This is a genomic window from Bradyrhizobium sp. S3.2.6 (assembly GCF_040546885.1).
GTDB classification, from domain to species: Bacteria; Pseudomonadota; Alphaproteobacteria; order Rhizobiales; family Xanthobacteraceae; genus Bradyrhizobium; species Bradyrhizobium cytisi.
In genome coordinates this window covers 124,633-142,960 of sequence record NZ_JBEPOS010000018.1, presented here as the reverse complement: position 1 = coordinate 142,960, position 18,328 = coordinate 124,633, and the positions used below count along the sequence as shown (strand labels likewise).

Genomic DNA, 18,328 nt, shown 5'->3' with positions numbered 1-18,328 from the left:
ATCGTCATTGTCTTGTCATCAAGCCGCTTGATGACGAGCGCCCGCCCTCGAATTCTCGGATGCAGCATGGCCAAGGTGCTTTCGGTCCAACCGACTATCGATCCTTCGGCGCAGCTGCATGAGACCCGGCTCGGCGCCTATACCGAGGTGGGGGCGCGCACGATCCTGCATGAAGTGGCGATGGGCGACTATTCCTACGTCGTCAACGACGCGCAGATCACCTACGCCACCATCGGAAAATTCTGTTCGATCGCGGCGATGACGCGGATCAATCCGGGCAATCATCCGATGCATCGCGCCACGCAGGCGCACTTCACCTACCGCTCCAGCGCCTACTTCCCGGGCGAGAGCGACGACACCGATTTCTTCGACTGGCGGCGCCAGCATCACGTCCATATCGGCCATGACGTCTGGATCGGCCATGGCGCGGTCGTGCTGCCCGGCCGCAATATCGGCACCGGCGCGGTGATCGCGGCCGGCGCCATCGTCACCAAGGACGTGCCGGCCTATACCATCGTCGCCGGCAATCCAGCGCGCATCGTGCGGCGGCGGTTCTCCGAAGAGGTTGCCGGACGGCTTGCAAAACTGGCATGGTGGGACTGGGATCACGACAAATTGCGTGAAGCGCTGCCCGATTTCCGCAAGCTCGCGATTGAAGATTTCCTGACGACATACGAAGCAGGGGCAAGTTCCTCTTCCAGCAAACGAAGCGCGGTCGCGTGACAGACATTTTCATCGAGGGTGGCCGGACCCTGATCGGCTCCGAGCTCGCCGAAACCTCCCTTGCAGTATCGGGATCCGACATCGCGCAGATCGATGCATCTCGCGGCCGCGCGCGGCTGGCGATCGATGCGCGCAAGCTGCTGGTGCTGCCCGGTATCGTCGATCTGCACGGCGACGCTTTCGAGCGGCAGATGATGCCGCGCGCCGGCGTCGATTTCCCGATCGACGTCGCGCTGGCCGACACCGATCGCCAGGCCATCAGCAACGGCATCACCACGGTGTTTCATGCCACGACCTGGTCGTGGGAGCCGGGGCTGCGCAGCGGCGACAATGCACGGCGGCTGCTGGAGGCGATCGAGCGGCAACGTCCGCATTTCGCCGCCGATACCCGCTTCCACCTGCGGCACGAGACCTACAATCTCGATGCCGAGGCCGAGATCGGCCAGTGGCTCGCCGAGGGTCGCGTCGACCTGTTCGCCTTCAACGACCACATGGACGGGGTCGTCGCCGACATCTCCAATCCGCGCAAGCGCAACCGCATGGTAGAGCGCACCGGCCTGTCGAGCGAGGAGTTCGACAAGCTCGTCGTGCATATTGTCTCGCGCGCCGCCGATGTTCCGGCTTCGATCACCCGGCTCGCTGCGGCGGCACGCAGCGCCGAGGTGCGGATGCTCTCGCACGACGATGCGACCCCGGCGATGCGCAGGGACTTTCGCAGCCTCGGCGTGACGCTCGCCGAATTTCCGATCAACGAGGAGACGGCGCGCGAGGCCGCAGATCATGGCGACGCCATCGTCTACGGCGCGCCGAACGTCGTGCGCGGCGGCAGCCACACTGGCTGGACCAAGGCCTCGGACATGATCGCGAAGGGGCTCTGCTCGGTGCTGGCATCCGACTATTACTATCCGGCGCCGCTGCTCGCCGCATTCCGGCTTGCTTCAGACGGCGTGCTGCCGCTGACGGAGGCCTGGAAGCTGATCTCGTCGGCACCGGCGCAAGCCACGGGCCTGACCGATCGCGGCACGCTCGCCGCGGGCCATCGCGCCGACATCTTGCTGGTCGACGATAGCGCGCTGCTGCGGCCGCGGCTGGTCGCGGTGATCGCCGCAGGCCGGCTCGTTCATCTCACCGATACGACGCGGCTGCTCGGCCCGGTGGTGACGCCGCGCGAAACTGTCGTCGCGGCATAAATTGGTTATGCTCCGGCAATGACAGGTTTTTCCCGCTACGCGATCTATTTCGCCGCCGGCGCCGACAATGCGCTGTCCCGCTTCGGCGCCGAGTTGCTCGGCTATGATGCCTATACGAGCGACGAGGTTTCGTTTCCGCAAGGCACCCTGCATGCCGTGCCGGACTGGCGCGACATTACCGCCGATCCCCGCAAATACGGCTTTCACGGCACGCTGAAGGCGCCGATGGCGCTGGTATCAGGCAAGACAGAGGCCGAGCTCAAGGCTGCCTGCGCGACATTCGCCGCGAAGGCGCGGCCGATGCCGGTGATCCAGCCGGTGGTCGATGCCATCAGCGGCTTCATCGCCGTCATTCCGGCTGAGCCGGTCGACGCGCTCCTGCAACTCGCGGCCGACTGTGTTCGCGATTTCGATTCATTTCGTCGGCCCCTGACGGCGGAAGACCGCGCGCGGCGAAAACCCGAAAAGCTCAGCGCGCGGCAGCGCGAGTATCTCGACCGCTGGGGCTATCCCTACGTGATGGAAGAATTCCGCTTCCACATGACGCTGACGGGACGGCTGGACGCGGAGCGGCGCGGGCCGATTCTGGAGATGCTGCGGGCGAGGTTTGCGGAGCTTGGTCTCGATACACTCGAGATCGACCGCATTACGCTGTTCAAGCAGGACGATGCGAAGGCGCGCTTCCGCATCATCGGCGAGTGGGCTTTGCCGCGGTAGGCTTCATTGCCAGCTCGCAAGATTGAAGGCGAGCGCCACAACGCCAACCAGAATAAGGCTGGTCGCCCAGATCGCATCCAGATTGAACCAGCTTCGCGAGACGAACCTCAATCCCAGATAGCGGTAGACCAGCCACGCCAGACATCCGCCGGCGCTGATCATGGCGGCAACGTGCACCAGGGACACCAGCACCGCCATCCCGAGACTCGCCTTCATCAGCGCGCCCGCCGCCTCATGGCCGGCATCGAGTTCGAAGGCCCGGCAGAGCCCGAGATAGATCGGCACGAGCATCAAGGCGGCGCCGTGAGCAAGGGCAACGGCAAATGACCAGAGCGCCAATTGGGTTGGCGGGATTCGTGCCAGCGCGCGCGGATGGCGCCGCTCGATCAGCCGATAGGCGCCGAAGCCGATGACGAGAAGGCTCGCGCCGAGTTGGATCGAACGCTGCCACTCGGCCAGCACGAGCAGGAACGCGAACGGCAGCAGCACGAGAAGTGTCGCCAGGAGATGTCCGGCCGCCAGGGCCCACAACGCACGGAAGAGCGCGCGCGGGGTCTTGTCCATGAGCCCGGCCGAAACGGCGAGCGGCCATCCCATTCCCGGATTGACCCCGTGATAGAGACCGCTCGCGACAAGAGCGAGCCACAGCCAGCCGAGCGCCGGATTCGCGTGCCCCCAATCTAGGCCGACGGATAGCAAAAGGAGTCCGTCGAGCAATCGCCGCCCTCCAGCCTGATTTGGTGCGCACGATATCCGTCGGGGAAGCTCACGAAGTAGTTCTTGTCGAGCTCGAGGCCGCCGTTGCGACCGACATTGGCCATGACCTCCACACCCGGAACGCCGTCCGGATAGAACTGGTCATCCCAGGTGGAATAGAGCGAATTGGTCCAGTACACGCGCCGGCCGTCGCGGCTGATCTCGACCATCTGCGGGCCGGCCGCAAATGCCTTGCCGTTCGGATGCGGGGTGCGGCGCGCGATGCCACCGACGTGAACCGAGCCCGCAAGCTTCGGCTTTCGCGGATCACTCACATCGTACTGGCGCATTTCACCCGTGCCCCAGCACGAGACATATAGAAAACGATCATCCATCGACAGGTCAATGTCGGTCACCAGCGGCGGCACGGCGCCAAAGCCCTGGAGCAGCGGCGGGAGCTGCTCCTTTGGCGCGGGCTCGGGCGGGATCGTCGCCGTCTTCTCCGCATGGAATTTGTCGCCTTCGCGCCACCAGGTCCAGATCGATGCTTCGAGATTCGTGGTGTCGACCACAACGCCTACGAAGCCGTATTCGCGAACCGGATCGTGCGCGGGCCGCACCTCCAGCGCCATCTGATGATTGGCGCCGAGGTCGATGGTCTGCACGTTGCGACGGGCGCGGAGATCCCAGAAGTGGAGACGATGACCATATTTGTTCGCCAGCAGATCTTCCGGGACGATCCCGCTCTCGAACTGCGGCGGCAAGGCCCATTCGCTCGTCACCATGTAGTCGCGCGGCAGGTTCCACCAGAAATCATAATGCAGCGTCTGCGGACCGCGGTCGATCTCCCATCGCCCAAGGACCTCGAACGTCTCGCAATCCATGATGAAGACGCCTGGAGGCCCGTTGGTGCCGTCTTTGCCGCCGCCGCCCAGCGTGCTCACATAGACGCCGTCCGGCCCGCAATGGATGGTATGCGGCCGCGAATAGCCGGTCTTTTTGAAGACTTCCTCGGGCTCGATGATCTTGTGGATTTTGGCTTTGGTCGGATCGGGCTTGGTATCGATGATATAGATTCGCGACGAACGCAGCCCTGGGATGATGAGATAGCGCCGCTCGATGAAGGCGTGTCCGGCTAGCGGCGACAATGCGGAGGAGCAGGCATTCCAGCCGAAGTGATGAAATTCATCGCCCTTGTTGGGCATCGTCACGGTGTGGACGATGCGGCTGTAGGTCGGCGATCCCGGCTTGACGTCGATGACCGCGAGAGCGTCCGGTTTTGAGAAATCTGGACTGAGCAGCAACGTGTAGGCGAAGTTCTCCGCAGGTGCTTCCATCGCAAGCTTGGGCGATGCGTGAAAGGTGGGGTCCGGCCTCATCGTCATGGCACTACCTCCCTGTTTCGTTGGCTCGCTCCAACCTGGCTCGGGATAGCGGCATAATGAAGAGCTGTTACGCGATGTCTTGAGATGCTCCGCGGGCCTGGTTGGCGAGCGTATAATAGGTCATCGCCGGGCCGCGGGAAACGGCCCGAACCGTACCAATTCGACGCCTTCAGCCAGATGGAAGCCGGCGGGATCAGGCTGGGGCGCGCGCATCACATTCGATGTCGTCCCGGCCTAGTGCGCAATTGCGCACGGGGGCCGGGACCCATAACCCCGGGGAGGAGTTATGGAGCGGACTGATAACTCCCAGTCTTCGCCAAAGTTCTCCCTGTTGTTATGGGTCCCGGATCTGCGCGCGCTTGGGGCGCGCTTGTCCGGGACAACGGCGGAGGCTACTTCCCCCACCGCAACGCCAGCGCGTCGCGCTCCTTGGCCAATTCCAGCAATCCCGCCCGCGTCGCCGGATGCAGCGGCTGGAGGGGATGCCGCACCGCGTCCGACTTGATCACGCCGCCGGCCTGCATCATCGCCTTGCAGGCGATCAGGCCGCATTGGCGGTTCTCGTAGTTGATCAGCGGCAGCCAGCGTTCATAGGCGGCCTTCGCCTTCTCTCGATCGCCTGCGAAATAGGGATCGATGATCTGGCGGATGCCGTCGGGATAGCCGCCGCCGGTCATGGCGCCGGTCGCGCCCGCATCGAGGTCGGCGAGCAGCGTGATCGCCTCCTCACCGTCCCAGGGACCCTCGATGTCCTTGCCGCCCACCTCGATCAGGCTGCGGAGCTTTGACGCCGCGCCTGCGACCTCGATCTTGAAATAGCGAATGTTGGCGAAGTCGCGCGCCAGCCGCGCCAGCAGCTCGACCGCCAGCGGCGTGCCCGCCACCGGAGCGTCCTGGATCATGATCGGGATGTTGATCGCACCCGAAAGCACCCTGAAGAATTCGACGACGCCTTTCTCCGGGACTCGAAAGGTCGCGCCGTGATAAGGCGGCATCACCATCACCATCGCGGCACCGGCGGCCTCGGCCTGCTGGCTGCGCGCCGCGCAGACGGCCGAGCTGAAATGGGTGGTGGTGACGATCACGGGCACCCGGCCCGCGACATGCTCCAGCACCGCATGCATCACGGTCTCGCGCTCGGCATCGGTCAGCACAAATTGCTCGGAGAAATTGGCGAGAATGCAGATGCCGTGCGAACCGGCATCGATCATGAAATCGATGCAGCGGCGCTGGCCCTCGAGATCGAGCTCGCCGCGTTCATCGAAGATGGTGGGCGCGACCGGGAACACGCCGCGATAGGGGCGCTGGGCTTTGTGCTGTGGCGTAACCGGCATCTAACTCTCCATCCCCAAAATTCTCTTACAGCCATCTCTTACAGCTGTCGCCGCGCTCGTGCGGCGCGACAGATGTACCCGGCGAGCGGATCGGCTGCAATGCCGATCCGCGCCGTTGGAACAGGGAATGAAATCTTAAGCTGTCTTTACCGCGCCAAGGAAGCCCTCGACCGCGACGCGGAGACGGTCGGCGTCGGCCGACATCTTTGTCACGGACTGGAACAGCACCGTGCCGGCGTTGCCGGTCTCCTGGTTGAGCTTGGCGACGCTGCCGATGGTGTCGGTGACCTCACGGGTGCCTTGGGCGGCATGCTGGAAGTTGCGCGAGATTTCGGTGGTAGCCGCACGCTGCTGTTCGACGGCGGCGGCAATCGCGGTCATCTTCTCGTCGATGCCGCTGATGGCACCGCCGATCGAGCGGATGGCGGCGACCGCCTGCCCGGTCGCGCCCTGGATCTCCTCGACCTGACGCGAGATTTCCTCGGTCGCGGTCGCGGTTTGCGCCGCGAGGCTCTTGACCTCGCCGGCGACCACCGCAAAGCCGCGGCCGGCTTCGCCGGCGCGGGCCGCCTCGATGGTGGCGTTCAAGGCGAGCAGATTAGTCTGGCCGGCGATGGCATGGATCATCTTCACGACTTCGCTGATGCGGCCCGCGGTCTGGTCGAGGATCTCGACCGTGGCATTGGTCTGCTCCACCTGCGACACCGCTTCGCGCGCATCGCGCGCGCTGGACTGCACCTGCGCGGAGATTTCGCCGACAGAAGCCGAGAGCTCCTCGGTCGCAGCCGCAATGCTCTCGAGATTGTTGGTGGCCTGCTCGGCGGCGGAGGAGACTGCAGCCGTCTGGCTGCTCGATTCCGACACCAGCGTACGCACATCGGTCGCGGTGGCATCGAGCTCCTTGGCCGACGCGGCGACGCTGTGGATCACTGCCTGCACGGTGGCGTCGAAACTGCGGCACGCGTCGTCCACGGTACCGGAACGGGCGAGCTGCAGCGCCTGCTGCGATTCGCGTTCCCGGCCCAGACGTTCCGCGGTCGCCGCGCTCTCGCGCAGGCTTTCGAGCGCGGCCGCCATCGTGCCGAACTCGTCGGGATAACGCGATTGCGGGACGGGCGTCGCGTAGTCGCGGGCACCGATCCTGGCGATGGCGTCGAGAATGGCGCGCACCGGACGCATCAGGCGATTGCGCACGACGTAAACGCCGGCGAGCGTCACGGCGAGCGCGACCAGGAACGCGAGCGACTGGATCACGAGATTGGTCAGCGCCTTCGCCTGCACCGTCTCGGCACGCGCGATCGACTGGTCGAGCGCCGTGGTCGCGACCGCAACGATCAGCGGGAACGGCGATTGGCAGAGCGTATTCCATTCCGAAGCGGGCATCGCCGGCTTGCCGCTGCCGTCGAAGTTCTTGGTGAGATCGCCGATCTGCTTGAGGACACCGTCTGTCTTGACCTTCGCGTCCGTAGCTGCCGTCACCAGTTCCGCTGTCACGTCGGGCGCGGCCAGCAAGTCGGCCATGCCGGACCAGCCGGAGGCGATGGTACCGTCCCATTGCGCCAGCGACCGCTTCTGGGCGTCGTCGAGCGGCTTGCTGCTGTTGACGTTGGAGCGAAGTGACGAACAGTGGATTCCATAGCGGTCGCGCACCTGCCAGGCGAGGCGGCGGACCTGGATCATGCGGGCAATGAAGGGATCGTTCATCCAGGCGCGGTTCGACACGGCGGTGGAGGCGAGGTTCGCCGTGTCGATGACCTTGGTGACGGCGTCGTACCACGAGTTGGTGCGCTCGATCTTGCGCTCGGCGCGCGGGCGCTTGGCCTCGTCGTAGAACAGCTGGAATTGCGGTGCGGCCTCACCCCAGCGCTGCTTCAGCGTGCTGGCGAGCTCGTCGCGGTGCGCGAAATCGACCGTGGCGAGCGCCGCGCCGATACCGTCATAGCCGCCCTGCTCCGCCTTCTCGGCCTCACCGAGCTTGCTGCGTGGATCGTCGTCGCCGAGCAGCGCGCTCTGGGCGTCGCCGCGATTGTTGCGCAGTGACAATACGCCGTGGAAGATCGCCTTGTCGGCGGCGGCGAGCCGCGCGGTCGCGAGACTGTCGCTGTAGCGGCCGAAGGCCCCAACCATCTGGATCGCCGTGCTGGCGAGCGCACCGGCTGCCAGCAAGGCCATCAGCACCAGGAGAAGCGAACTTACCGATTTCTTAAACATTGTCATGAGTCGCGGAGCCACCACTTTAGGAGTGGCCACCTTGCCCCGCGACATGCCAATGTTCCGTTAAGGTTGTAGTCAAATGCCGGGAGTTCCCGATTTGCCAAACCTTCAGGCAGGCCCGGCGTCACGAAACCTTCGTGAAATCCGGCGGGCGGCGCTCGGCAAACGCGGTGAACGCCTCGCGCGCTTCCGCCGTGCGCAGGCGCTGCGCGAACTGCTCGCCCTCTGCCTGCATTTGCGCGACCAGCATCTCGCCATTCCGCATCAGCTTCTTGGTCGCCGTGAGTGCACCGGCCGGCTGTCGGGCAAGACGCTGGGCGAGCGCAAGCGCTTCGGCGTCGAGCTTGTCGAGCGGCACCACGCGGTTGGCGAGACCCCATTCCAGCGCGGCCCTGGCCGGCACGGTCTCGCCGAGCGCAAACATCTCATAGGCGCGGGCGTATCCGATACGCGCCGGCATCAACAGGCTCGATGCGGCCTCCGGGACCAGCGCGAGGCTGACGAAGGGCGTCGACAATTGGGTGTTTTCGGCGAGCACGACGAGGTCGCAATGCAGGAGCATTGTGGTACCGACGCCGACGGCGCGGCCCTGCACGGCTGCGACCAGCGGACGGGTGCAGCGCGCCAGCGACTGGATGAAGCGGCCGACATTGCGGCTGCCTTCGGACTTGCCTGACGCGACGGCCGCAAACTCGCCGACATCATTGCCGGCGGTAAACATGTCACCCTCGCCGCGGATCAGCAGCACGCGCACGGACGGATCGAACTCGGCGGATTCGATGGTGTCGGCGAGCTTGCCGTACATCGCATCCGTCAGCGCGTTCTTCTTGTCGGGGCGCGCCAGGGTGAGCGTGAGAATTCCGCCGTTGTTCTCAACTCGCACATGCTCGGTCATTTGTCTCTTCTCCTAGTCCTCTGGATCTCTTGTGGGGTCTCTTGTCGGGTCCCTTGTCGGATCCCTTGGAAACTTGTCCTGAATGCTCGTCAGCCAGCGCGCGACGATGTCGATCTCCGCGCTCGTAAATCCTTCCGTCAGTCTCGCATTGATCTCCGCGGTCGACGCTTTTGCTTGCGCCAGCGTGGTCCGCCCCTTCGGCGTCAGCCAGACCCGCCAAGCCCGACCGTCTTCGCGATCGGCGCGACGCTCGACCAACCTCGCCGTCGCAGTGCGATCGACAAGGCCGGAAATGCCGGCCGGACCGAGATCAAGCGCAGCACCTGCCTCGCCCATCAGAACACCGTCCTGCTTGCCGAGAATGAACAACAGCCCCGCCTGCGCCGGCGTCACTTCGCTCGCGGGCTGCGCCGCCATCCAGCGCTGCAGGCGACGTTGTGCGACGCTGAGGAGGTAGATCAGCCGATGGTGTTTCGCCGCGGCTACTTTATTTCGCATGCGAAATATATAGCCGGTCGGGATTGGATTGTCAAAAGGAAGCCGCTAGGTCGCTTTTACGCGACTACCGTCGAGGAAAATGGCCGCGCAGGTTCGCACGCGCCGCTCGATATCCTTGCGCGCCGGCAAGGGCAGGCCGCCATAGATCGCCGCGCGCTGCGGCGCCGAGGCGACCATGCCGATCAGCATGCCGGCGGCCTCGTCGACGTCGTCGATCGCGATGAGCTTTTTCTTGACCTGGACACGAAGCCAGCGTGCGAGCGCGATGGCGGTCCGGGCAATACCGTTCTTGTAGAAGTTCGCGGCAAGATCGGGGAACGCGGCGGATTCCTGCAGCACCATGCGCTGCAACGCCACGACCTCCGGATCGAGCGCGAGATCGGCGCAGGCAAGGAGCGCGGCACGCAGGCCCGTGTCGATATCGACGTCTCCGTTTGCCTGGAGATCGACAGCGGACAGCAGCCGCTCCAGCCGGTCCGCGCACATCGCCTCGAACAGCGCGGCCTTGCCCGGAAATAGGCGATAGAGCGTTTTGGTGGAGATCCCCGCACTCCGCGCCAGCTCTTCGGTACTGGTCGCGGCATAGCCGTCGACGGCAAAGGCGTGCCGTGCGGCTTCGAAGACGATCCGCTTCGTCTCGTCGTCGCTACGCACTGGCGGTCGTCCGCGCGGACGGCTCTCAGTTTTCGATTTCGCCTGAGCCATGTTTTAAATGATGCCTGTCATTCCATTGACTATCCCAACGTTAGTTCTATTTTGGAAATCGTCAAGTTTCCTAATTCAGGGAGCCGGCCATGACCGTGCACGCCACCCCGTCCAAGTCCGAATCCACCGTTGTTCCAACCCTTCCGCCGGAGAGCATCCTGCCTGCCGTACCGCCCCCGGTCCGCCGCCAAAAGCTCAGTTTTCGCAAGCTCTTGCTCGCGGGTGTGGCGGTCGTCGCCCTCGCGGGCGCCAGCCAGTACGGCTACGACTACTGGACCGTCGGGCGCTTCCTCGTCTCCACCGATGACGCCTATGTGAAGGCCGACAACACCACGATCGCGCCGAAAGTCAGCGGCTATCTCGATCGCGTTCTGGCGGGCGATAACGAGCATGTGAAGGCAGGCCAGGTGCTGGCCCGGATCGACGACCGCGACTTCCGCGTCGCGCTCGACCAGGCCAAGGCCGATGTCGCCGCCGCGAATGCAACGGTGACCAGCAAGCAGGCGCAGCTCGAGGTTCAGGATGCGGTGATCGCCGCAGCCAAGGCGACCATCGATGTCGATACTGCCGCAAAGACCTTCGCGCAGCAGGAGAACAAGCGCTACACGGATCTCGCCGCGACAGGCTACGGCAGCGTGCAAAACGCACAGCAGGCACAATCGCGCAACGCCGGCGCCGACGCAGCGATCCAGCGCGACACTGCCAATCTCGCGTCCGCCCTCAAGCAGGTCGAGCTCCTGAAGGCCGAGATCGCGCAAGCCAACGCAGCCGCCGCCCGCGCCGCCGCGCTCCAGCGTCAGGCCGAGCTCAATCTCGGCTACACCACGATCGTCTCCCCGATCGACGGCGTCATCGGCAACCGTACGCTCCGCGTCGGCCAGTTCGTGCAGGCCGGCACGCAGCTGATGTCGATCGTGCCTGCCGAAGGCGCCTATGTGGTTGCCAACTTCAAGGAGACCCAGCTTACCCACGTCCGCGCCGGACAGCTGGTCGAGATCGAGGTCGATACGTTCCCGGGCCAGGTGGTGCACGGTCATGTCGATTCCATCGCGCCGGCCAGCGGCCAGGAGTTCGCCCTGCTGCCGCCGGACAACGCCACCGGCAATTTCACCAAGATCGTGCAGCGCATTCCGGTGAAGATCGCGCTGGATGCCGAAACGCAGCCTGCCATCGAGCTGCGGCCCGGCATGTCCGTGATTCCGACGATCGCAACCCGTTCAGCGCCGGCCGCGCAAGCGGCAACGACGCTCCAAGCAACATCTAAAGCGAAGCTTGTTTCCGGAGGGTCGTGCCATGTCAAACAGCCTCTCAATCTCGACGCCCGCAACATCGCCCGCGACGCCTGAGCGCGTCGCCGTCGATCCGAACCGCGCCAGCGCCACGGTCTGGATCGCCGTCTTCGCGGCGATGATCGGCGCCTTCATGGCGATCCTGAACATCCAGATCACCAACGCCTCGCTGCTCAACATCGAGGGTGGCATCGGCACCGGTGTCGACAACGGTTCCTGGATCTCGACGTCCTACCTGATCGGCGAGATCATCGTGATCCCGCTGACCGACTATCTGTCGCGGGTGTTCTCGTTCCGGAACGTCATGCTGGGCTTCGCGACGCTGTTTGCGGCCTTCTCGGTCGCATGTGCGTTTGCCCACGACCTGACCTCTATGATCGCGATGCGCGGTTTTCAGGGTTTCTTCGGCGGCGTGCTGATCCCCATGGCCTTCACGCTGGTCTTCACCAAGCTGCCGAAGGGCCAGCAGCCGATCGGCCTTGCCATGTTCTCCCTCGCGGTGACCTTTGCGCCTGCAATCGGCCCGACCATCGGCGGCTATCTCACAGAAAATTACGGCTGGCAGACCATCTTCTTCGTCAACGTGCTGCCCACTGCGGTCATGGTGGCGATCCTGTTCGCGACCCTGGAGCGCCAGCCCATGAATCTCGCCCTGCTGCGCGAGGGCGACTGGTTCGGCATCGCGACCGTGGCGGTCGGCCTGGCCTCGCTCCAGGCCGTGCTCGAGGAAGGCAACAAGAACGACTGGTTCGGCTCGCCCTTCATCGTGCGGCTCGCCGTCATCTCCGCCGTCAGCCTGTCGCTGTTTATTTATATCGAGCTCGTGGTCGAGAAGCCGCTGCTCCGCCTGCGTCTGTTGACACAGTGGAATTTTGGCGTCGGCACCATCGCCGCGGTGTTCCTCGGCTTCGCGCTGTTCGGCTCGGTCTATCTGCTGCCGGCCTATCTCGGCCAGGTGCAGGGCTACAATGCCGAGCAGATCGGCAACGTGCTGGCCTGGACCGGCCTGCCGCAGCTGCTGCTGATTCCACTGGTGCCGAAGCTGATGCAGCGGTTCGACACCCGCTACATCGCAGCGGTCGGCCTGCTGCTGTTCGCCGCCAGCTCCTTCATGAACATCACGATGTCGCTCGATTACTCAGGCGATCAGTTCTTCATCCCCAACGTCGTGCGCGCGGTGGGGCAGGCCCTCACCTTGACGCCACTGTCTGCGCTCAGCCTCGGCAGCGTCGCGCCGCAGGATGCGCCCGCCGCCTCCGGCATCTCCAACATGATGCGCAATCTCGGCGGCGCCATCGGCACAGCGGTGCTGGCGACCATCGTCACCAAGCGCGAGCAGTTCCACTCCAACATCATCGGCCATTCCGTCACGCTCGGCCGTGAGGAGGTCCGCGCCCGCATCGCCCAGACGACCGATTACTTCATGGCGCACGGCGTCCCCGACCCCAACGCCGCACGCGAGCAGGCCATCATCGCGCTCGGCAAGACCGTGAAACGCCAGGCGCTGGTGATGGGCTTCTCCGACACCTTTGCGGTGATCGGCGTGGTGCTGGTGCTGGCCGCAATCGCAGTGCTGCTGACGCGGCGGGTGAAGGCGGCCGGCGGGGGCGGTGCCCATTAAGGGTTCGCCCGTCGATTGCAATTTGCCGCGGCCGTCACGCTTGACGGCCGCTTCTTTTTGTGTTCCCTATTCGTTCCGTTCAATCATAGATTGTTCCGGAGGCCTTTGGTGATGAATAGTATGCGTGGCGAAACCCAGCCGACCCAACTCGTCATTCATAGTGACGAGGACACGCCGGACCAATTCGTGATGGATCTGCTCCGTCAGGTTTTCGGCAAATCGGAGCGTGAAGCGGCTGCGCTAATCACCCAGATCGAACAGAAGGAAAAGGGAGTTTGCGGCCCTTACCCGCAACCCGTCGCCGAGGCTCTTCTCAAGTCCGCGCAAAAATCCATCACACTGGCCGGCCACAAACTGCAGGTCACGCTCGAGGCGATCAAGACTCCTTGCGAACTCTGCGGCAAGCCCGAGGGACAGACGGACGTTCGGATCGGCAATCGCACAATCTCGCTTTGCAGCGAATGCATGCGTGCAGCGGATGAGCCCGCAAGCGGACAGGAAGAGAATTTCGAGTTTGCTTGCGACGTCCTTGACTGGCACTTTGCCGGCACTGCGCGCAGCAAACTCGTGACCACGATCCGCCAATTTCCCGGCCACATGCGGGTCGATGTCCAGGCCGCGATCGACCGGCTCTTCGGCAAAGCCATCCGGTTGTTCGGGCTGAACGAGGAGCAGCGCTACGAAACGCTGTCGATTTCGCGCCTTCTCAAGAGCGGCCGCTATGCGGTCGCGATCGCCCCGCTGCAATATTCCGACGTCGACGTCGGCGAGAAGAGCCCGGTCAAGTGTCTGGATAACGGACTGTGGCTGTGCCAGCAGGACGGTCTCCGTTATGCGGTGTTGCTCTGCGCACACCGCGAATACAGCCGCGAGCCGGGAATTCGGATCGAGATCCTGGTGCCGTCAGGCACCGCAGGCGCAGCCCTGGTCCAGCAGTGCTTCAGCGAGCTGGAAGAGGCCGTGCAGGCCGCACGAACCTATCGCGGCAAGATCCTCTCGCTCGATGCCGACTCCGACTATCGCGGTCGCTCGCGCGGCATCACCGTGCACCGATTGCCAGAGGTCGCGCGCAACGATGTGATCCTGCCCGAGCAGACCCTGCGGCTACTCGATCGCAACGTGCTGACTTTCGTCGGCACGCGCGATCAATTGCGCCGGCTTGGCCAGTCCACCCGGAAGGGCATCCTGCTGTATGGCCCACCGGGCACCGGCAAAACCCACACGATCCGCTATCTCGCGACGCATTTGCCCGGTCATACGACGCTGATCATCACCGCGGAGCAGATCGGCTTGCTCGGCGCCTATATGAGCCTGGCGCGCCTGCTGCAGCCATCGATGGTGGTGATCGAGGACGTCGATCTCATTGCCCGCGATCGCGACGACATGGGGCCGTGTGAAGAATCGATGCTGAACAAGCTGCTCAACGAGATGGACGGACTGAAGGAGGATGCAGACATCCTGTTCGTCCTGACCACCAACCGGCCAGAGGACCTCGAAGGCGCGCTCGCCGGCCGCCCGGGCCGGATCGATCAGGCGATCGAAGTGCCGCTCCCTGACGAGCAGGGCCGCGGCAAGCTGGTCCGGCTCTACGGCAAGGGGCTGCCGCTCGACGATGCGGTCATCACGGAGGCGGCACGCCGCAGCGAGGGCACGAGTTGCGCATTCATCAAGGAATTAATGCGACGGCTGGCCCAGGCGAGCCTGGCGCGCGATGGCGGCAACTCGGTAACGTCAGCCGATATCGACGAGGCGCTCGACGACATGCTGTTCTCCGGCGGTCGGCTCAATGCGCAATTGCTTGGCGGCGCACAGGCGATGGCGGCGGGGTGATTCCACCGCCATCGCGCTCAGCACGCATTGTCCCTACGGCGCGCAGGTGAAGCTCGCCGCCTCCGTCACGGGGCCGGACTTGTAGTGCGGCCAGGCCGGCCAGCGGCACAGCGGCATCGCGCGTGTGACCGCAAATAACGGCGCCTCGACCTTCTGCTCGGTGACTTCGAGATCGCCGGGCGCCGTGCCCTTCTCGACCCAGTCGACCAGCGCGCTCAGCATGTCGACATTGGCGGGCGCGCCGGAGCCGACATGGTCGACACCGGGCGCGGTGTAGAGCCGCGCGAATTCCGCCGTCTCGGCCTTGCCGAGCTTGCGCTCGACGCTCTCGAAATAGCGGATGCCGGCATAAGGGCTCTGCGCGTAGTCCGCCATATGCTCGAGCATGATCAGCCGGCCGCCGCGGGCGCGAAAACGGCTGAGATCGGGATCTGTCGAATCCATCAGTGCCGACACCTCGAGCAGCCGCGCCTTGTGGTCCTCCACCTTGTAGGTGGTGACGTCGAGCTTGGGATCGCGCGCGAACACGTATTGAATGCCGCCGGCACCATAGATCCAGGCGATGCCGTTGTTGGGCGCGGGCGGCTGCGCTGGCGGCGCGGCGCCGAGCCACCACGCCATCCAGCCGCCGGTCGGTCCGATCGCCGGCGTATCCTCACCCGACACGCCCCAGCCTGGATAATCGTCGAGACCATTGGCGAGCGTGAACGGGAATTTGTAGGTGGCGTGCAGCGTGTCGACCGCCTTGATCTGCGCGTCGGTGAGGCACTGATCGCCGCTCTTGCCTTCGGCGCAGCGCAACGTCTCGACCTTGAAGGCTGCCTTGCAGCCCACGGGGTCCTGCACCAGCGCATCTTCGGATCCGTCGGCCTTGTCGCAGGCCGCTCGCACGGCATCGCCCACGAGCTTGACCTGCGCCGGATTGATCCAGCCCTCGCCCATGGTGACGATGCCGGAACGGGTGCCCGCATGCTGCAGTCCAACCCAGTTGATGACGGGCACGCGCGCGAAGATCCCGTCGAAATCGTCGGGATAACGCTGCGCCATCGTCAGGCCCTCGCGGCCGCCTTCGGACGAGCCCATGAAGTACATCTTGTCCGGCTTCTTGCCGTAAGCGCGCTGCATCAGCGTAACAGCGGCGTCGCGCACCTTCTTGTAAGCGCCGTGGGCGAAATTTTCGAACGCCTCGTCGTTGAGCGCGAACAGCTGCGGCGGCTCGCCCGGTCTGGACTCATGACCGGAGTCGGTGCCGTAGGTGACGAAGCCGCGCGCGAGCGGCGACGGCTTGTCGAAGGGATAGGCCGGCGGCAAACCGAGGCCGGTGATCAGCACGCCGTTGAAACCGCCACCGCCATATTGCACCGAGCGCCCGTTCCACTCGACCGGAAGGTTGACCTGGAACTTGATTGGCGGCGCCTTGGGATCGACCGGGTCGATATGGCCGAGCACCTTGCAGAAGGCGGGATTGGCCGGCGTGATGCGTCCCGACGGCGTCGGTCCGCGCTCGGCAACAACGAGCTGGGACGCGGCCAGAAACGTCGCGGTATCGATCTTGACGGCGTCGGTGCCGCCGGCGAGACCTTTACAGACGGTATCCGCATCCTCGGCCAGTGTCGCCGCGAACGCGCCGGTCGCGCTCAGCGCTGCCGCAATCCCCACCAGCCATGCACACAGCCTTGCCCTTGTTAACCTCATCGTTTCCACCCGGCTTTCTCGGTTTTTGCGTCCGACAGTTGGCCGCATTCAACGCAACCTTCGTGCCTGCGTCAATCGCTTCAGAACGATCCAAGGGCGCTGCCCAGCGCAATCACAGCCACCAGCGCCAGCAGCGACGTCACGATGCCCACCATCACAATGTCCAGATAGCTGTCGCGATGGGTCAGGCCGCAGATCGCGAGCAGGCTGACCACCGCACCATTGTGCGGCAGGATGTCCAGCGTCCCCGAACCGATCACTGCAACACGATGCATCAGCGCGAGGTCGATGCCGGTGCGTGCGGCGAGATCGACATAGGTCTGGCCTAGCGCGTCGAGCGCGATCGTCAGGCCGCCCGACGCCGAGCCGGTCAGCGCTGCCAGGATATTGGTCGCGACCGCGAGCGAGACCAGCGGACCGCCTTCGATCGCGAGCACCCATTCGCGCACCAGCGCGAATGCTGGCAGCGAGGCGATAACCGCGCCAAATCCGACGAGGCTCGCGACACTGAACGCCGGCAGCACCGACGCATTGGCCCCGGCGTCCATGGTTTGCCGCAATGCCGGCAGCCGCGCCCAGTTCAGCGCGATGGTCGTGACGATCGCCGCTGCCAGGGCGACCGCGACCGACCACACGCCCGCAACAGCGGCAAGCGACGTTCCGCCAAAACGCTGCTCGGCGAGATAAGAGACGTCGAGCCGCGGCAGCACCACGAGCGACATCACGAGATTGACGACCACGACGACGACCAGCGGCAGGACGGCACTCAGGGCCGGCGACGGCTCGCCGCTGCGATGGCCATGCTGCATTTCCGCCGGATCGAACTCCCGTGCCGTCGTCGCACGTTCGCGGACGAGCTCATCGGCGGCGGCTCGCTCGGTCACATCCTCGACGTCATCGCCATAGCCTTCTCCGACGCGGCGAGCCTTGGCTTCGGCGCGATGCAGCCACCACAATCCGGTGCCGAGCATGATGAGGGAGGCGACGATGCCCAGGCCCGGCGCGGCGAAGGGCGTCGTGCCGAAGAACGGCATCGGGATCGCATTCTGGATCGACGGCGTGCCCGGCAAGGCCGACATGGTGAAGGTCGACGTCCCCAGCACGATCGTCGCCGGAATCAGCCGGCGCGGAATCGCGGCGGCACGAAACAGCGAACGAGCCATCGGCACGATGACGAAGAACGCGACGAACAGGCTGACACCGCCATAGGTGACCAGCGCACCGGCCAGCACCACCGCCAGGATCACGCGCCGCTCGCCAAGACGTTTCGCCATGAAGGCGGCGACCGACGTGACCGCGCCGCTGTCATCCATCAGCTTGCCGAAGAGGGCGCCGAGCAGGAAGATCGGAAAAAACTGCGCGAGAAATCCCGCCGCGTTCACCATGAAGACCTGAGTGAGGTTCGCAAGCAGCGGCTCGCCGCCGAACAGTGCAGCAACGAGCGCTGCGAGCGGCGCAAGCAGCAGCACGCTCCAGCCGCGAAAGGCAAACAGCACGAGCAGGCCCACCCCGACGAAGAGGCCAAGAAGCCCCATG

At 64.8% G+C, this 18,328-nt stretch carries 15 protein-coding genes; 6 read left to right on the top strand and 9 right to left on the bottom strand.

Annotated features, from left to right (window positions below; genetic code table 11):
- Positions 1-66 precede the first annotated feature (66 nt).
- The 3 genes from ABID58_RS27115 to ABID58_RS27105 are packed head-to-tail and all read left to right on the top strand — an operon-like array spanning position 67 to position 2,630.
- On the top strand, positions 67-723 hold the full coding sequence (locus tag ABID58_RS27115; RefSeq protein WP_148749859.1) for a transferase hexapeptide repeat family protein: 657 nt from the start codon (positions 67-69) through the stop codon (positions 721-723).
- Complete coding sequence (locus ABID58_RS27110) at positions 720-1,913, top strand: alpha-D-ribose 1-methylphosphonate 5-triphosphate diphosphatase (protein ID WP_354035826.1); 1,194 nt, start codon at positions 720-722, stop codon at positions 1,911-1,913. Before ABID58_RS27115 ends, ABID58_RS27110 begins: the two co-directional genes overlap by 4 nt.
- Positions 1,914-1,931: 18 nt before the next feature.
- On the top strand, positions 1,932-2,630 hold the full coding sequence (locus ABID58_RS27105) for a DUF1045 domain-containing protein (protein WP_354035825.1): 699 nt from the start codon (positions 1,932-1,934) through the stop codon (positions 2,628-2,630).
- A gap of 3 nt (positions 2,631-2,633) precedes the next feature.
- Here ABID58_RS27105 and ABID58_RS27100 read toward each other — a convergent pair whose 3' ends face one another.
- From ABID58_RS27100 to ABID58_RS27070, 7 genes are all read right to left on the bottom strand, one after another.
- Positions 2,634-3,227 carry a hypothetical protein gene (locus ABID58_RS27100; protein WP_354035853.1) on the bottom strand — a complete coding sequence of 198 codons (594 nt, stop codon included), beginning with the start codon at positions 3,225-3,227 and terminating at the stop codon, positions 2,634-2,636.
- A gap of 83 nt (positions 3,228-3,310) precedes the next feature.
- Positions 3,311-4,711, bottom strand: a complete 1,401-nt coding sequence (locus tag ABID58_RS27095; protein WP_354035823.1) for a selenium-binding protein SBP56-related protein — start codon at positions 4,709-4,711, stop codon at positions 3,311-3,313.
- 392 nt (positions 4,712-5,103) lie between these two features.
- On the bottom strand, positions 5,104-6,045 hold the full coding sequence (locus ABID58_RS27090; protein ID WP_354035822.1) for a dihydrodipicolinate synthase family protein: 942 nt from the start codon (positions 6,043-6,045) through the stop codon (positions 5,104-5,106).
- A gap of 135 nt (positions 6,046-6,180) precedes the next feature.
- On the bottom strand, positions 6,181-8,262 hold the full coding sequence (locus tag ABID58_RS27085; protein WP_354035820.1) for a methyl-accepting chemotaxis protein: 2,082 nt from the start codon (positions 8,260-8,262) through the stop codon (positions 6,181-6,183).
- Positions 8,263-8,383: 121 nt separating this feature from the next.
- On the bottom strand, positions 8,384-9,154 hold the full coding sequence (locus ABID58_RS27080; RefSeq protein WP_354035819.1) for an enoyl-CoA hydratase: 771 nt from the start codon (positions 9,152-9,154) through the stop codon (positions 8,384-8,386).
- Between the two features lie 12 nt (positions 9,155-9,166).
- A complete protein-coding gene (locus tag ABID58_RS27075) occupies positions 9,167-9,652 on the bottom strand; it encodes a MarR family winged helix-turn-helix transcriptional regulator (protein ID WP_354035817.1) in 486 nt (161 codons plus the stop codon).
- 45 nt (positions 9,653-9,697) lie between these two features.
- Entirely contained in the window at positions 9,698-10,306 is a 609-nt protein-coding gene (locus ABID58_RS27070) for a TetR/AcrR family transcriptional regulator (RefSeq protein WP_354035816.1), read from the bottom strand.
- Between the two features lie 140 nt (positions 10,307-10,446).
- Between ABID58_RS27070 and ABID58_RS27065 the strand changes: the two genes are divergently transcribed.
- The 3 genes from ABID58_RS27065 to ABID58_RS27055 all read left to right on the top strand — a co-directional run bounded on the left by ABID58_RS27065 (position 10,447) and on the right by ABID58_RS27055 (position 15,097).
- The gene (locus ABID58_RS27065) at positions 10,447-11,703 is read left to right on the top strand and encodes an HlyD family secretion protein (protein ID WP_354035815.1); all 1,257 of its coding nucleotides are present in this window, start codon (positions 10,447-10,449) and stop codon (positions 11,701-11,703) included.
- The gene (locus tag ABID58_RS27060) at positions 11,651-13,267 is read left to right on the top strand and encodes an MDR family MFS transporter (RefSeq protein WP_354035814.1); all 1,617 of its coding nucleotides are present in this window, start codon (positions 11,651-11,653) and stop codon (positions 13,265-13,267) included. Before ABID58_RS27065 ends, ABID58_RS27060 begins: the two co-directional genes overlap by 53 nt.
- A gap of 111 nt (positions 13,268-13,378) precedes the next feature.
- Positions 13,379-15,097, top strand: coding sequence for an ATP-dependent Clp protease adaptor ClpS (locus ABID58_RS27055; RefSeq protein ID WP_354035812.1), 1,719 nt, complete (start codon positions 13,379-13,381; stop codon positions 15,095-15,097).
- Positions 15,098-15,130: 33 nt separating this feature from the next.
- Here the strand turns inward: ABID58_RS27055 and ABID58_RS27050 are convergent, their stop codons facing one another.
- The gene (locus ABID58_RS27050; RefSeq protein ID WP_354035810.1) at positions 15,131-16,792 is read right to left on the bottom strand and encodes a tannase/feruloyl esterase family alpha/beta hydrolase; all 1,662 of its coding nucleotides are present in this window, start codon (positions 16,790-16,792) and stop codon (positions 15,131-15,133) included.
- Positions 16,793-16,872: 80 nt separating this feature from the next.
- Positions 16,873-18,327 (bottom strand): GntP family permease, encoded by a 1,455-nt coding sequence (locus ABID58_RS27045; RefSeq protein WP_354035809.1) that lies wholly within the window; start codon positions 18,325-18,327, stop codon positions 16,873-16,875.
- Between the last annotated feature and the right edge of the window lies 1 nt (position 18,328).